The organism is Streptomyces yaizuensis (assembly GCF_034961445.1).
GTDB lineage: Bacteria > Actinomycetota > Actinomycetes > Streptomycetales > Streptomycetaceae > Streptomyces > Streptomyces yaizuensis.
Map to the genome: position 1 here is coordinate 40,048 of NZ_BSBI01000020.1, position 15,134 is coordinate 55,181.

A 15,134-nucleotide genomic window follows, 5' to 3' on the forward strand; every position below is an offset into this window, starting at 1 on the left:
ATGTCGCTGCTGGAGACCGTGCACAGCCCTGCCGGGCTGCGCGAACTGACCGCCGCCCAACTGGACGTCCTCGCGGCCGAGATCAGGGAGTTCCTGATCGACCGCGTGGCGGGTTCGGGCGGCCATCTCGGCCCCAATCTGGGCGTGGTGGAGCTGACGATCGCGCTGCACAGCGTGTTCGACTCGCCCCGGGACCGGCTGTTGTGGGACACCGGGCACCAGTCCTACGTCCACAAGATCCTGACCGGCCGGGCCGGGGGGTTCGACCGGCTGCGCAAGGGCGGCGGCCTGTCCGGCTATCCGAGTGCCGCCGAGTCCGAGCACGACCTGGTGGAGAACTCGCACGCCTCGACGGCCCTGTCGTACGCGGACGGGCTGGCCCGCGCGGACGCCCACCAGGGCCGCCGGGACCGTTCGACCGTCGCGGTCATCGGTGACGGGGCGATGACCGGCGGCATGGCCTGGGAGGCGCTGAACAACATCTCGGGCGGCCCGGACCGGCCGCTGATCATCGTCCTCAACGACAACGGCCGCTCGTACGCGCCGACCCAGGGCGGGTTCGCCGACCATCTCGGCGGGCTGCGCGAGGGGCGGCCGGGGCCCGCGCTCTTCGAGCAGCTGGGGCTCTCCTATCTCGGCCCCGTCGACGGGCACGACATCACCACGCTCCAGCACACGCTGCGCGAGGCGCGGGCGCTGCGCCGCCCGGTCGTGGTCCACGTGGTCACCGAGAAGGGCCGGGGCTGCGTCCACACCGAGAACAACGAGCTGGACCGCGGGCACGCCATCCGGCCGATGGACCCGGTGACCGGCGAGCCGCTGGGCACCTCCACCGGTCCCTCGTTCACCTCGGTCTTCGGCCGGGAGATCGCCCGGATCGCCCAGGAGCGCCCCGAGGTCGTCGCCATCACGGCGGCGATGCTGGAGCCGACGGGCCTGCTGCCGATGCAGAAGCTCTTCCCGGAGCGGGTCATCGACGTGGGCATCGCCGAGCAGCACGCGGTGACGATGGCCGCCGGTCTCTCCCTGGGCGGGGTGCACCCGGTGGTCGCGATCTACGCGACGTTCGTGAACCGCGCCTTCGACCAGGTGCTGATGGATGTGGCGCTGCACCGCCGGGCCGTCACCTTCGTCCTGGACCGCTCCGGTGTCACCGGTGACGACGGCCCCAGCCACAACGGCATGTGGGACATGTCGGTGCTCCAGGTGGTGCCGGGGCTGCGGATCGCGGCGCCCCGGGACGGCACCCGGCTCGCGGAGCTGCTGGAGGAGGCCGTGGGCTGGGAGGAGGGGCCGACCCTGGTCCGCTTCCCGAAGGGCCCGACGGGCGAGGACATCCCGACGAAGGGTGTCTTCTCCGGGCTCGACGTGCTGCACCGCGCCGGACCGCTGGACGTGCTGATCGTGTCGGTGGGCGCGCTGGCCGGGATGGCGCTGCGGGTCGCGGAGCTGGTCTGGGCGCAGGGCCTGGGCGCGACCGTGGTGGACCCGCGCTGGGTGACGCCGGTCAACCCGGCGATCGGGGACATGGCCCGCCGCCACCGGCTGGTCATCACCGTCGAGGACAACAGCCGTACCGCCGGGGTGGGTTCGACCGTCGCCCAGCATCTGCGCGACGCGGGGGTGCGCACACCGCTGCGCGAGTTCGGTATTCCGCGCCGCTTCCTCGACCACGGCAGCCGGGCCGATGTGCTGTCCGGCTGCGGGCTGACCGCGCAGAACATCTCCCGCACGGTGGTGGAGGAGCTGAGCGGCAACCAGGAGCCGGCCGCCCCCGTGCGGCTGGGCAGCCTGGACGAGGAGATGGCCCGTCTGATGGATCAGGGAAGCCGGGGAGAGACACGATGAGCGCCATTGGCCTGGGAATTCCGACACTGCGCCCGGAGGCGGCGCTGCCGCCGCTCGCGACCCGCCGGGTGTCCCGCAAGATCATGGTGGGCTCCGTCGCGGTCGGCGGGGACGCCCCCGTCTCGGTGCAGTCGATGACGACGACGCTCACCTCCGACATCAACGCCACGCTCCAGCAGATCGCCGAGCTGACGGCGTCCGGCTGTCAGATCGTGCGGGTGGCGGTGCCCTCGCAGGACGACGCGGACGCGCTGCCGATCATCGCCCGCAAGTCGCACATCCCGGTGATCGCGGACATCCACTTCCAGCCCAAGTACGTCTTCGCGGCGATCGACGCCGGCTGTGCGGCGGTCCGGGTCAACCCGGGCAACATCAAGAAGTTCGACGACCGGGTGGGGGAGATCGCCAAGGCGGCCGGGGACGCGGGCATCCCGATCCGGATCGGCGTCAACGCCGGTTCGCTGGACGCCCGGCTGCTGAAGAAGTACGGCCGGGTGACCCCCGAGGCGCTGGTCGAGTCCGCGCTCTGGGAGTGCTCGCTCTTCGAGGAGCACGGCTTCCGGGACATCAAGATCTCGGTCAAGCACAACGACCCGGTGGTGATGATCGAGGCGTACCGGCAGCTCGCCGCCCAGTGCGACTACCCCCTGCACCTGGGGGTCACCGAGGCGGGGCCGGCCTTCCAGGGCACCATCAAGTCGGCGGTCGCCTTCGGCGCGCTGCTCGCCGAGGGCATCGGGGACACCCTGCGGGTGTCGCTGTCGGCCCCGCCGGTGGAGGAGGTCAAGGTCGGCAACCAGATCCTGGAGTCGCTCAACCTCCGGGAGCGCGGGCTCGACATCGTCTCCTGCCCGTCCTGCGGCCGCGCCCAGGTCGATGTGCACACCCTGGCCGAGAAGGTCGCCGCGGCCCTGGAGGGGTTCCCGGCGGCGCTGCGGGTCGCGGTCATGGGCTGTGTGGTGAACGGTCCGGGTGAGGCCCGTGAGGCCGATCTCGGGGTGGCCTCCGGCAATGGCAAGGGGCAGATCTTCGTCAAGGGCGAAGTCATCAAGACCGTGCCCGAGTCGCAGATCGTGGAGACCCTGGTGGACGAGGCCATGCGCATCGCCGAGGAACGCGGTCTGGACGTGGAGGGGGAGACCGGCGCCACCGTGGTCGCCATGGCCGCATCGGATTGAGTGTCCACCGTGTGAAGACCATGGTCCGATCTTCACGGCCCGCCAGTTCTGCTGGCGGGCCGTTGTGGTGTATGGGCACGCCGCCGCCCGCGGCACCCTCCAAGGGAACTACACATTCCTCTTATTGCGCGCATCACTGACATCCCAGAGTGATACGTGTAAGATACATGTACTCACTCCTCGACCTGTACGTCCGTCGAGATTCAGCCAGCGGCCGCCGCCCGGACCGTACCAGAATTTACGACTCCTTTGCCCGTATTGACACGCGTATTAGCGGCTCCTGACGCGGCCTACTTTCAGCCACCATCCACCACGAACGGGGGTGACAGAACCTCCGATGGTGACGGATGCGCAGCTCTCCGTGGCGGGGTAACGTGATTGCGCCATGTCGAGAGGGGGCTCAGCATGACAAGGGGGTACGCCAGGGTGAGATGTCGCCGCGTGCGCGAATGACCTGATGATCGCTTTCATGAGACAACCGACACAGCGCGTTTATTGACAGGCATCGGAAGGACATCACTCATGCAAGCAACGCGCCAGGGCATTGCGGATAGAAATCTGGACATCGTGCCGATAAATGCCGTATCCAGGTATACTTCCGGACTGGTCGGCCGAGAGGCGGAATTCGCTGAACTCCGCCATCGGGTGACCAGCCCCGACATTCGCATCCTGACCGTCACGGGACCGGTCGGAGTCGGAAAGAGCCGACTCGCCGCAGCCGTGTTTGACGATGCTATCGGAGAATTCACCCACGGCGGACGCCACCTCGACATCGACGAGTGGTGCGACCGGGGCGACGTGACGGAAACACTGCTCGCCGTGCTGGGTCTCGGCGTCAGCCTGGACCCCCGGGAGGCCCGCGAACGGCTGACCGGCCATCTGCGGACCCGCCACTTCCTGCTCGCCCTCGACGGCTGCCACCACCGACGGGCCCATCTCACCCCGCTCATCTCCCACCTGGTCAAGGAGTGCCCGGGACTGACCGTCCTGGTCACCGGACCGGACCGGCTGGGTGTGTACGGGGAGGTACTGCTCCGCCTGGACCCGCTCGCGGTGCCCCGCGCGGACGACACCTACACCATCGCGACGCTCCAGCGCATTCCGTCGGTACGGCTGTTCGTGCAGCGCACCCGGATGGTCCGCCCCCGGTTCGTGCTCACCGACGACAACCTCGACGCGGTGGCCCGGCTCTGCGTACGCACCGACGGACTGCCCATGGCCGTCGAGTTCGCCGCCGCCCGGATGAAACTGCTCTCGCCGCAGCGGCTGCTGACCGAGCTGGACGAAGGGCTGGACAGCCTCTCCGGCGCGGAGTTCGACACCCTCACGCAGCACAGCGGCATGCCGGCCGCGCTCGACCACGGACTCCTGGGCCTGACCCCCGGCGAGCGCTCCTTTCTCGACCGCCTGGCCCTGTTCCACAACGAGTTCGAATTCTCCGCCGCACAGGGCGTCTCGGCGACGCCCCCGGGCGAAACGCACCGGCTGCTCGAAATCCTCGTCGACAAAAGCCTGTTGCGGACCCGGGAATGCCCCGACGGCGATGTGCTGATCACGATGCTCGGCCTCACCCGCCAGCACCTCGTGGAACGCATGCGGGCGGACGGGACACTGACCGCCGTGGAGCGTGAACACGCCACCTACTGCCTGAAGCTGGCGGAGGAGTCGGAGAACGGCCTGCGCGGCTCGTCCCAGGGCCGCTGGTTGCAGCAGATCGACCACTGGCTGCCGGACATAACCGCGGCACTCGCCCATCTCGCGGCGGCGGGGGACCGCGAGCGCATTGTCCGGATCGCTTCGGCGCTGCGCCTGTACTGGCAGGCGCGCGGCACGGTATACGACGGCATCGCCTGGCTCAGCGGCCACGAGAACGCCGGCCTGCCGCCGGAGGTCGCCGCCAAGGGCGAGCGGGCCCTCGCCGAGCTGCTGCTCTGCGGGGGCGAACTGTCCGCCGCCGGGGAACGGCTCGCCCGCGCCCGCGCCCTCTACGAACACCTGGAGGACGGCTCCGGGATCGCCGGCTGTCTGCGCCGCGCGGGGCTCATCGCCTACTACCGGGGGGACCTGGTGGAGGCCGAGCGCCGCTTCGACGAGTGCGTCTCGCTCGACCGGGTCGACGACGCCGGCGAGCACGCCGAGGCCCTGCGCAACCTCGCCGACTGCCGGCGGGTCGCGGGCGACCCGCTCTCCGCCCGGTCCCTCGCGGAGGAGTCCCTGCGGCTCTTCGAACGCGCCGGGGACGTACGGAACATCGCGCTGACCGACTACGTCCGGGCCGATATCGCCTTCGCCCTGGGCGAGCAGGAGACCGCCGCCGAGCTGTACCAGTCGGCCCTGCTCCGGGTGGCCGCGCTGAAGCACACGGCCGCCACCGCGATCGGCCTGGAGAAGTTCGCCATCCTGCTGACCCGCAGCCGGGGCCGGGCCACCGAGAGCTGGCGGCGGGCCGCCCGGTCCTTCGGCGCGGCGGCCCGGATCCGCGCCGCCGCCGGCTGCGTGGCCCCGGCCACCACCAAGATGGAGGTCGACAGCGTCGTCGCCACCACCCGGGTCCGCCTCGGCGACCAGGAGGCCCTGGAGCTGGCGGCGGCCGGGGCCCGGATGGAGCCGGACGTGGCGATCGCCGCCGCGCTCACCCCGCTGGACATCGCCCGTACCGCCCGCGACGGGATCGACCGCGACAACCCGCTCACCCAGCGCGAGCAGGAGGTCGCCGAACTGGTGGCCGCGGGCCTGACCAACCGGGAGATCGCCCGCCGGCTCGGCATCGCCGAATGGACGGCGGTCAACCATCTGCGCAAGATCATGCGGAAGCTGTCGTGCTCCTCCCGGGTGCAGGTGGCCAGCTGGGTCGCGAACCGCGCGGAGGCAGTGGCGGTGGCCGAGTAGGGCACGCCGTGTGTCCGGCGAAGGCACGGAAGGAGGCCGGCCCGTGAGATACGGGCCGGCCTCCCGCGTCCGGGACGAGCCGGACGCCATGAGCCGCGAAAACGCGGGAACGCAGCAGGAACGCAGGAACGCGAGAAACGCGAGGGTTGGCCCCCGGGTCCCCGGGTCAGATCCCGAAGTGCAGCACGTTGAAGACGACCACGCACACCACGGTGACCCGGAAGGCCACCACACCCCGGCTGCGCGCGAGCAGCGCGTGATCATTGCCGAGGAACGCCCCGTACTGCCACAGCCGTACCGCCATCAGCGGCAGGGTCGCGACGACGAACCACCCCGGGATCCACCCCAGGGCCGCCGGCAGCAGGATCACCCCGAGGTTGAGCGCGGTCAGCGTGCCCAGGAAGACCTTGTTGCCCCGCGCGGAGGTGAGCACCGCGACCGTGCGGCGCCCCACGGCCGCGTCCCCGCTGATGTCCTTGGTGTTGGAGTATCCGGCGATCATCAGCTGCCCGAAGCCGAAGAGCAGCGCCTCCACCAGGATCAGCGCGGGCAGCTCGCCCATCGTGATGCCGTAGGGCGCGAGCACGAACGCCGAGGCGGAGAAGAGCAGCAGCGCCTCGCCCAGGCCGATGTAGCTGAGCTTGAGGCCCCAGGAGTACTGGACGCTGAGGACGAGCAGCGCCGCCGTGACGATCAGCGCCCAGGTGGGGGTGTGCGGCGCCTGGAGCGTGGCGATCAGCCACCACAGCGCGCCCCAGGCGAGGCTGGCGTAGCCGAAGCGCTGGGCCTTCTCCACCGTCAGATCGCCGGTGAGCAGGGGCTTGCGCTTCAGCGGGCGCAGTTCGGTGTTGCCGTCGTCCAGGTAGTTGGCGGTGTCGCTGCCGTCCTTGACGCCGGTGACGTCGTCCAGCGTCATCACCGCCGACAGCACACCGACCTTGCCCAGCGCGAAGAGCAGCACGGTGAACAGGACGGCGCCGTCGAAGCGGTCCTCCGGTTCCATCCCCGTCCACACGATGACCAGCGCGAGGAAGAAGTCCAGTACGAACTGGAACTTCACCAGCCGCGCGTAGACGCCGAAGCGCCGCAGCGCACCGCCGCCGGTGGCCGGCCTCGGCCGCACCTCACTGCTCGCTGTCATGGTTCGTCCTCACCTTCGTCGAAGCCGTCCCGCCGTCACGGGGTTTCGCCGCACATCGCCGCACATCGCCGTGGATCCCGTGGGTCCCGTGAGTCCCGTGAGTTGCGTGGGTCCCGTCAGCAGGGCGCCGCCAGGGTGTTCAGGCAGGCGAGCAGGGAGCGCGCCTGCACATTGACGTAATGTCCGTGCCGCACCAGCGAGGAGAGCTGACCGGGGGTGACCCAGCGGTAGCCGGGCGGGGGGTCCGCCGGAGCCTGCTCCTCGTCCACGTCCATGATCAGGTAGCGGCTCTCCGCATGGTAGAAGCGGCCGCCCTCCTCGGAGTGGACCGCTTCGTACCGCACCTGCCCGGGGTCCGCGCCGAGGACCAGGTCGAGGAAGGGCGGCCGGTCGGCGCCGGTCAGGGAGGTGTAGTTCTCCGGGGTGCACTGGACGGTCGGCGCCAGCTCGATCGTGTCGAGGAAGCCGCCTTCGACGCGGGCGTGCACCAGGACGTGCGGTACGCCGGAGAAGCGCCGGGTCAGCAGCGCGGTGACGCCCAGGCCCAGCGGCTGGACGAGCGGCTGGGTCCAGCTGGTGACCTCGCGGCTGGCGGCCTGGACGGAGACCGCCATGACGCGGAAGTACCGGCCGTCGGGGCGGTCGATGGAGTGGGGGCCGCGCTCCCAGCCGTCGGTGTCGGCGAGCGGGATCCGCCGGACGCGCACGTCGTGGCGGGAGCGTTCGGCGGTGATCCAGGAGCGCAGCTCGGTGTCGGAGTGGAGGGCGCTGTCTTCGTCGCGTTCGATCGGCGCGCAGGCCAGGACGGTCCGCGCGTCCATGTTGACGACGTTGTCGTGGCGCAGCAGCTCGCCGAGCTGGCCGAGGGTGAGCCAGCAGAAGTCGTCGCCGAGGGGGACGTCCTCGGTCGTCTCGACGATCATGTTGCGGTTGGATTTGCGCAGGAACCAGGCGCCGTGCTCGGACTGGAGCACGTCGGCGACGACCTGTCCGGGCCGGGCGTCGGTGAAGTGCTCCAGGTAGCGGACGGCCGCGCCGCCGTGGACCTTGGTGTAGTTGCTGCGGGTGGCCTGCACGGTGGGCGAGAGCTGGAGCAGGTTGGGGTTGCCGGGCTCCATCTTCGCCTGCATCAGACAGTGGAGTACGCCGTCGAACTCCTTGACGAGGATGCCGAGGATGCCGACCTCGGGCTGGTCGATGACGGGCTGGCGCCACTCGCGGAAGGGGCCCTCGTCCCGGGTGACGTGCAGCCCTTCGATGGTGAAGAAGCGGCCGCTGCGGTGGACGAGGTTCCCGGTGCCGTCCTCGAAGGACCAGCCGTCGAGCCGGTCGAAGGGGATGGGCTCGACCCGGAAATGGTGGGCCTCGGCCCGTGCGTCGAGCCAGTCGGGGACATCCTCGGTGCGCGGGCCCGCGCCCTTGGTGGTCCGGGCGGAGAGCGCGAACCGCCGGGCGGCGGAGGGGTCGTTGCGCGGCCGCAGCGGGACGGCGGTGCCGTGCGCAGTGTCCGTGGCGGGGGCGGTGCTCGTGGCGGGGGCGGTGGTGCCGGCGGGCGCGGGGGCCGGGGTCACGGTGTGCTCCCTTCGAGGAGGACGGAGGCGTGGGCCGGGGCGCCGCCGCCGCGTTCGGCGGCCCGCTTGACCGCCTTCCACCAGGCGGGGTTGTTCCGGTACCAGTCGACGGTCTCCCGCAGGCCCGTCGCGAAGGGGATCTCGGGCACGAAGCCGGTCTCGTCGCGGAGCTTGGACCCGTCGAGGGAGTAGCGGTCGTCGTGGCCGGGCCGGTCGGCCACCCGCTGGATCGCGGACGGGTCCGCGCCGAGCAGGTCCAGGACGCGGTGGGCGATGTCGGTGTTGGGGAGTTCGGTGCCGCCGCCGACGTTGTAGATCTCGCCGCCCCGGCCCCGGGTGAGGATCAGGTGCACGGCCCGGCAGTGGTCGTCCACGTGGATCCACTCGCGGACGTTGTGCCCGTCGCCGTAGAGGGGGACCTTCCGGCCCTCCAGCAGATGGGTGACGAAGAGCGGGATCAGCTTCTCGGTGTGCTGGTGGGGGCCGTAGTTGTTGGAGCAGCGGCTGATGGAGACGTCCAGGCCGTGGGTGCGCCAGTAGGAGCGGGCCACGAGATCGGAGCCGGCCTTGGAGGCGGCGTACGGGGAGTTCGGCGCGAGCGGCCAGTCCTCGGTCCACGAGCCGGTGGCTATGGATCCGTACACCTCGTCCGTGGAGACGTGCACAAAGCGCTCGACGCCCGCGCGGACGGCGGCGTCGAGCAGGACCTCGGTGCCGACGACATTCGTGCGGAAGAATTCTCCGGCGGCGTCGATGGAGCGGTCCACATGCGATTCGGCGGCGAAATGCACGACGGCGTCATGACCGGGCATGAGGTCCCGGACGAGTCCGGTGTCGCAGATGTCGCCGTGGATGAATTCCAGGCCCGGGGCGGCGGCCGGGAGATTGTCCCGGTTCCCGGAGTAGGTCAGTTTGTCGAGTACGGTCACCCGGGCGTCGGGGGTCTGCGGATAACCGCCGGAGAGCAGGGTGCGCACATAGTGCGAGCCGATGAAACCGGCGCCGCCGGTCACCAGGATCCTCATCGTGCGATCTCCACTTCGGAATCGTCACCGACGATCAGCCGGTGGTGGGAGCCGGCGCGGACCGACGCCGACCGGCCGATCAGGGAATCGCTCAGACCGTGCAGGCCGGTCAGGGTGGTGCCGTCCTGGACGATGGAGGCGCCGATCCGGGTGTCCCGGACCGCGCAGTCCCGGCCGATGGCGGTGTACCGGCCGATGCGGCTGTCCTCGACGAGGGTGCCGGCGCCGATGACGGCGGGTCCCTCGATCCGGGAGCGCACCACCTTGGCGCCCGCCTCGACCACCACCGGTCCGGTGACCGTGCTGTCGGCGTCGATCTCGCCGGCCCGGCTGGCGGTGAGCCGGTCGAGGAGCCGCCGGTTGCAGTCCAGGACGGCGTCGACGTTCCCGGTGTCCTGCCAGTACCCCGTGTATTCGACGGCGGTGACGGTGCGGCCCCGGGTGACCAGCCACTGGATGGCGTCGGTGATCTCCAGTTCGCCCCGGGCGCTGGGTTCGATGGCGGCGACGGCCTCGTGGATCACCGGGGTGAAGAAGTACAGGCCGATCAGGGCGAGGTCGCTGCGGGGCCGCACGGGCTTCTCCACCAGCGCGCCGACCACGCCGTGCGCGTCGATCTCGGCGACGCCGAAGGCGCTGGGGTCGGCGACCTTCTGCACCACGATCCGGGCGTCGGGCCGTTCGGCGGCGAACCCCCGGACGATCCCGCCGATGCCCTCGGGGAGGATGTTGTCCCCGAGGTACATGAGGAAGTCGTCGTCACCGAGGAAGTCGCGGGCGACGGTGACGCAGTGCGCGAGGCCGAGCGGCTGGTCCTGCCGGAGGTAGGTGATCCTGGCGCCGAAGCGGGAACCGTCCCCGATGGCCTGCCCGATCCGCTCCGCCTGATCGCCGACGATGATGCCGATATCGGTGACACCGGCCGCGACGATATTGTCCAGGACATGTTCCAGAACGGCCTTTCCGGCCACCGGGACGAGCTGTTTCGGAGTGGAGTGGGTGAAGGGCCGAAGCCGGGTCCCCGTTCCACCGGATAGCACTAGAGCCTTCACTGGATCCTTCCAGAGTGAATTCTGCAGCCGGTCACAGGTCTGGGGATGCGCGACCCGTCCGAACAGAAAAGGATGACCTCGCTACCCGGCTCCGTTTGGATCTCTTACAAGGATGCCGAACTGTCCTTTCGGAAATTCCAGGAGGACGCTTTGAATCTAGCGGGGGCCCGGTGGGGGCACGGCCGGGAGACGGGGGAGTCTGTCAGGTCATCGGCGACCTGACAGACTCCCCGGCCGGGCCCGGAAAGCGGGGCCGGCGGGCGGGTCAGGACGGCGCGGAGAGCCCGCAGGACCCGGGCACGGGTACGCCCCCGGACCGTGGCGGTCCGGGGGCGTGTCGCGGTCGGAAGGAGGCTACGTGCCGGACGCGGCGGGCGCGGGGCGCGACTCCCAGGGGGCGTCGGGCCCTTCCTCCCCGCCGTGCCGGAACGCCTTCTCGTACCCGTCGTCCCCCAGCGCCTCGCGCGCGCCCCGGGAGATCCGGTCGACGTCGCCCCGCTCCCCCGCCGGGAGCGGTACGCCCACCGACGCGCGGGCGCCGGCGGCGGCGCCCAGCAGACCGGCGGCGAGGGCGGGTTGCCCGTCGAGGAGCCGCGCCCCGGCCAGCCCCTCCAGCGCCAGGGCGACGGCGCGCGGGTCGCCGCACGTGCGCGCGGCGGCGAGACCGTCGAGGTGGAGCCGCAGCGCCTCGGCGGCCTGTCCCCGGGCCTCGGCGACGAAGCCCAGCTCGGCGAGGATCAGCGGCGGTACGCCCGGCTCGTACCCCATCTTCCGGTGCAGCCGCAGCACATGGACCATATGGGCCTCGGCGGTGTCGAGCCGGCCCTCGCGGCGGGCCCCCATCCCGAGCCCGATCTCGGCGTACTGCTCGCCGAAGGTGTCGGACTGCTCGACCGCGAGCCGCCGGGCCCGCTCGTGGTACTCGCGGGCCCGTGCCAGGTCCCCGGTGAGCAGGGCGATCCTGCCGACCCCGGTGAGCTGGAAGGACACCTCGGGCCAGAGCGACAGGTCCTGTGCCATCCGCAGCCCCTCGCGCAGCAGCCGGCCCGCGCGCGGATAGTCGCCGACGACTTCGGCGAGGGTCTGGAGCGGTACCATCGCCTGCAACTGGCCCCAGCCGTCCCCGAGGTCGGCGAAGAGTTCGAGGCTCTGCTCGCCGTACCGGCGCAGGGCCGGGAAGTCCCCGCGCAGCTTCGCCTGGAACGCCTGGCTGGCGAGCGCGGCGGCCGTGCCCCACTGGTCGCCCTGCGAACGGAAGGTGGCGAGCGCGCGGGCGACCAGCTCCCGGCTCGGGGCCGGGTCGCCGATGCCGTAGAGGTTGGAGCCCAGGTACCACTGGGCGCGGGCCTTCCCCACCGGGTCGGCGACCCGCTCGTACGGCTCCAGCGCGGCCCGGTACTCGCTCAGCGGGTCGGCGCTGCCGCCCAGGGCGAGGCCGAACCCGCCGTGCCAGGCGGTGGCGGTGGCGACCCGGGCGGCGCGCGCGGGCCCGTGCGGGTCCCGCAGCCCGGTCACGGCCTGCGGGGAGACGGCGGCCGTCAGCGACAGGGCCTGCGCCAGGGAGCGCTGGGCCTCGCTGTAGCGGCCGCGCAGATGCCAGTACCAGGCGAGCGCGTTCACCAGCCGCAGCGCCCGTTCCGCGTCCCGGGCCTGCGCCGCGCTCTCCAGCGCCGTACGGAAGTTGGCGCTCTCGGCGTCGAGGCGGCGCAGCCACTGCCGCTGTCCGTGGCCGCGCAGATGCGGTTCCGCGCGCTCGGCGAGGCGGGTGTAGTGGTCGCGGTGGCGGAGCTGGAGCGCGGCCAGTTCGCCGTTGTCCCGAAGGTGTTCGACGCAGTACGCGGTCACCGATTCGAGGAGCCGGTAGCGGGGCCCGTCGGCGGTGTCGGTGACGACCACGAGGGACGCCCCGACCAGCCGGGCCAGCAGGTCGACGACGTCCGCGCGGTAGGTCGTGCCGGTGGGGCAGATCTCCTCGGCGGCCGCGAGGGTGCACCCGTCGGCGTGGACGGCGAGCCGCCGCAGCACGGTGCGTTCCTCGTCGCCGAGGAGTTCCCAGCTCCAGTCGATGACCGCGCGCAGGGTCCGCTGGCGGGCGGGGGCGCCGCGCACCCCGGAGGCGAGCAGGTGGAAGCGATCGTCGAGACGGGTGGCGAGTTCCGTGACACCGAGGACCCGGACCCGGGTGGCGGCCATCTCCAGGGCCAGCGGGATGCCGTCGAGCCGGCGGCAGATCGAGGCGACGGCGTCCGTGTGGCTCTCGTCCAGGACGAGATGCGGGGCGGCGGCGCGGGCTCGCGCGGTGAACAGTTCGACCGCGCTGCTCCCGGTCAGCGGCGGCACCTCCTGCAGCCACTCGCCCCGGACCTGGAGCGGTGTCTGTCCGGTGGCCAGGACCCGCAGGCCGGGCTTGGCGCCGAGCAGGTCCCGTACGAGCGCGGCGACGGGTCCGGCGACGTGCTCGCAGTTGTCGAGGACGAGGAGTACGGGCCGGTCGCCGAGGACGTGGACCACCCGGTCGGTGAAGGTGCCGGCGCCGGTGGCGGGCGGCGCGGCGAGGTCGCCCCGTACCCCGAGGACGGTGGCGACCAGCTCCCGTACCTCGGTGGCGCCGGGCCCCGGGGAGGGGTCGAGCGCGGCGAACTCGACCAGCCGGACCCCGCCGGGGAACTCCCCGGCGAGCCGGCGCGCGAGAGCGAACGCGAGCTGGGTCTTTCCGACGCCGCCGGGCCCGGTGAGGGTGACCAGCCGGTGCGCGGCGAGCGCCTCCCGCAGGGCGTCGACGGCCTCGTCGCGGCCGATCAGATCGGTGAGCGGGCTGGGCACGTCGGACGGCGGGCGGGCGGTGGCCGCGTCCGGCGAGGGCACGGCGGCGAGCGCCGGATCCTGGGTGAGGATCGCCCGGTGCAGCGCGGCCGGCCCGGGCCCCGGGTCGACCCCGAGCTGATCGGCGAGGCGTTCGCGCAGCTCCTCGTAGCTGCGCAGGGCGGCGCTCTGCCGGCCGGCGAGGTAGAGGGCCCGGATCTGGGCGGTACGGAGCCGCTCGCGCAGCGGGTGCAGGGCGACGAGGTCGCCCAGCTCGTCGGCGACGAGGGCGTGTTCGCCCAGCTCGATGCGGGCCTCGGCCTGTTCCTCCAGGGCGGTGAGGCGCTGTTCCTCCAGCCGGGCGGTGGCGACCCGGACGAACTCCTCGTCGGCGAAGTCCGCGAAGGCGCCGCCGCGCCAGAGCGCGAGGGCGTCCGCGAGGAGGGTGGCCCGGACCCGTGGGTCGGCGGCGGCGCGGGCCCGTGCGGTCAGTTCGCCGAAGCGGCCGGCGTCGACGGCGTCGTCGGCCACGAGCAGCTGGTATCCGGGCGCGAGCGAGGCGACGAGGTCACGGCCGCCGGGCTGGGCGTGCTCCAGGGCGCGGCGCAGCTGCCAGACCTTGTTCTGGAGCACACCGGCGGGGTTCCCGGGGAGTTCGTCGCCCCACAGGTCGTCGATGAGCCGGTCCGCCGACACGGGTTCGCCCTGGCGCGCCAGCAGGGCGGCGAGCAGCGCCCGCACTTTGAGTTCGGGGACCCTGACCGGGCGTCCGTCAGCTGTCCACACACTCAGGGGCCCGAGCACTCCGAAACGCATGCGATCACGCTAACTCACGGACAGGGCCTGCTCACAGGCTGGACAGAGGTGCGAGCCGAGCCTGCAAAGGCCGAGAGCGGATCGAGAGCGGACCGACAGAGTCCCTCCGCAGGGTGGCGTCGACAGGAGCCGTGATCGTGCAGTGTGAAGGGGATTGACATGTCCGAAGGCAGTCTGCGGGTGGCCGTCATCATCGGCAGCGTCCGGAACGGGCGTTTCGGCCCGACGCCGGCGCAGTGGATCGCCGCCGAGGCGGCCAAGCGGGAGGACCTGGAGGTCGATGTGATCGACCTGGCGAAGGTGTGGCTCCCCGATGTGCTGCCCGAGAGCCACAGCGGCCCGATGCCGCAGGCCGTGCAGGATCTCGCGCCCTGGCTGGCCCGTGCGGACGCGTTCATCCTGGTGACGCCCGAGTACAACCACAGCTTCCCGGCCTCGCTGAAGAACGCGATCGACTGGTACATCGAGGAGTGGAGGGCCAAGCCGATCGGCTTTGTCAGCTACGGGGGCCTCGCCGGCGGTCTGCGGTCGGTCGCCCATCTGCGGGAGGTCTTCCCGGTGCTGCACGCGATCACCGTGCGGGACTCGGTCGCCTTCCCCAACTACTGGGAGACGTTCGACGACGAGGGCCGGCCGAAGGACGCCGAGGGCGCTTCCGCCGCCGCGAAGGCCATGCTCGACCAGCTCACCTGGTGGGGGCAGACCTTGCGCCGGGCCCGCGCCGAGCAGCCCTATCCCGCCTGACACCGGGCCGGGCGCCCGGTTCCGTTCGCTGTTTTTCCGGGCGGTCCGGTGAACCTGACACATGCGCC

The 15,134-nt window shown here is 71.7% G+C and carries 9 protein-coding genes; 4 read left to right on the forward strand and 5 right to left on the reverse strand.

Going from position 1 to position 15,134, the window contains the following annotated elements:
- The 3 genes from SYYSPA8_RS34325 to SYYSPA8_RS34335 all read left to right on the forward strand — a co-directional run bounded on the left by SYYSPA8_RS34325 (position 1) and on the right by SYYSPA8_RS34335 (position 5,915).
- The gene (locus SYYSPA8_RS34325) at positions 1–1,848 is read left to right on the forward strand and encodes a 1-deoxy-D-xylulose-5-phosphate synthase (protein ID WP_323451355.1); all 1,848 of its coding nucleotides are present in this window, start codon (positions 1–3) and stop codon (positions 1,846–1,848) included.
- The gene (ispG, locus tag SYYSPA8_RS34330; protein ID WP_323451356.1) at positions 1,845–3,026 is read left to right on the forward strand and encodes a flavodoxin-dependent (E)-4-hydroxy-3-methylbut-2-enyl-diphosphate synthase; all 1,182 of its coding nucleotides are present in this window, start codon (positions 1,845–1,847) and stop codon (positions 3,024–3,026) included. The genes SYYSPA8_RS34325 and ispG overlap by 4 nt, the downstream gene beginning before the upstream one ends.
- A 720-nt stretch (positions 3,027–3,746) precedes the next feature.
- Complete coding sequence (locus SYYSPA8_RS34335) at positions 3,747–5,915, forward strand: ATP-binding protein (RefSeq protein WP_323451357.1); 2,169 nt, start codon at positions 3,747–3,749, stop codon at positions 5,913–5,915.
- A 166-nt stretch (positions 5,916–6,081) separates the two neighbouring features.
- On the opposite strand, the gene SYYSPA8_RS34340 is transcribed toward SYYSPA8_RS34335, so the two are convergent.
- The 5 genes from SYYSPA8_RS34340 to SYYSPA8_RS34360 form a co-directional block, all read right to left on the reverse strand.
- The gene (locus tag SYYSPA8_RS34340; RefSeq protein ID WP_323451358.1) at positions 6,082–7,056 is read right to left on the reverse strand and encodes a UbiA family prenyltransferase; all 975 of its coding nucleotides are present in this window, start codon (positions 7,054–7,056) and stop codon (positions 6,082–6,084) included.
- A gap of 116 nt (positions 7,057–7,172) precedes the next feature.
- On the reverse strand, positions 7,173–8,537 hold the full coding sequence (locus SYYSPA8_RS34345; protein WP_323451459.1) for an NDP-hexose 2,3-dehydratase family protein: 1,365 nt from the start codon (positions 8,535–8,537) through the stop codon (positions 7,173–7,175).
- An 86-nt stretch (positions 8,538–8,623) separates the two neighbouring features.
- Positions 8,624–9,652 carry a dTDP-glucose 4,6-dehydratase gene (gene rfbB / locus SYYSPA8_RS34350; RefSeq protein ID WP_323451359.1) on the reverse strand — a complete coding sequence of 343 codons (1,029 nt, stop codon included), beginning with the start codon at positions 9,650–9,652 and terminating at the stop codon, positions 8,624–8,626.
- Positions 9,649–10,704, reverse strand: coding sequence for a glucose-1-phosphate thymidylyltransferase (locus tag SYYSPA8_RS34355; RefSeq protein WP_323451360.1), 1,056 nt, complete (start codon positions 10,702–10,704; stop codon positions 9,649–9,651). Before SYYSPA8_RS34355 ends, rfbB begins: the two co-directional genes overlap by 4 nt.
- Before the next feature lie 354 nt (positions 10,705–11,058).
- A complete protein-coding gene (locus tag SYYSPA8_RS34360) occupies positions 11,059–14,322 on the reverse strand; it encodes an AfsR/SARP family transcriptional regulator (protein WP_323451361.1) in 3,264 nt (1,087 codons plus the stop codon).
- A gap of 159 nt (positions 14,323–14,481) precedes the next feature.
- Between SYYSPA8_RS34360 and SYYSPA8_RS34365 the strand changes: the two genes are divergently transcribed.
- Positions 14,482–15,066, forward strand: coding sequence for an NADPH-dependent FMN reductase (locus SYYSPA8_RS34365; protein ID WP_323451362.1), 585 nt, complete (start codon positions 14,482–14,484; stop codon positions 15,064–15,066).
- Positions 15,067–15,134: the final 68 nt, after the last annotated feature.

What these genes read in the sequence shown, in the direction of transcription:
- SYYSPA8_RS34325 (WP_323451355.1), top strand. Translation starts at nt 1, where the DNA reads ATGTCGCTGCTGGAGACCGTGCACAGCCCTGCCGGGCTGCGCGAACTG.
- ispG (WP_323451356.1), top strand. Translation starts at nt 1,845, where the DNA reads ATGAGCGCCATTGGCCTGGGAATTCCGACACTGCGCCCGGAGGCGGCG.
- SYYSPA8_RS34340 (WP_323451358.1), bottom strand. Translation starts at nt 7,056, where the DNA reads ATGACAGCGAGCAGTGAGGTGCGGCCGAGGCCGGCCACCGGCGGCGGT.
- rfbB (WP_323451359.1), bottom strand. Translation starts at nt 9,652, where the DNA reads ATGAGGATCCTGGTGACCGGCGGCGCCGGTTTCATCGGCTCGCACTAT.
- SYYSPA8_RS34360 (WP_323451361.1), bottom strand. Translation starts at nt 14,322, where the DNA reads ATGCGTTTCGGAGTGCTCGGGCCCCTGAGTGTGTGGACAGCTGACGGA.
- SYYSPA8_RS34365 (WP_323451362.1), top strand. Translation starts at nt 14,482, where the DNA reads ATGTCCGAAGGCAGTCTGCGGGTGGCCGTCATCATCGGCAGCGTCCGG.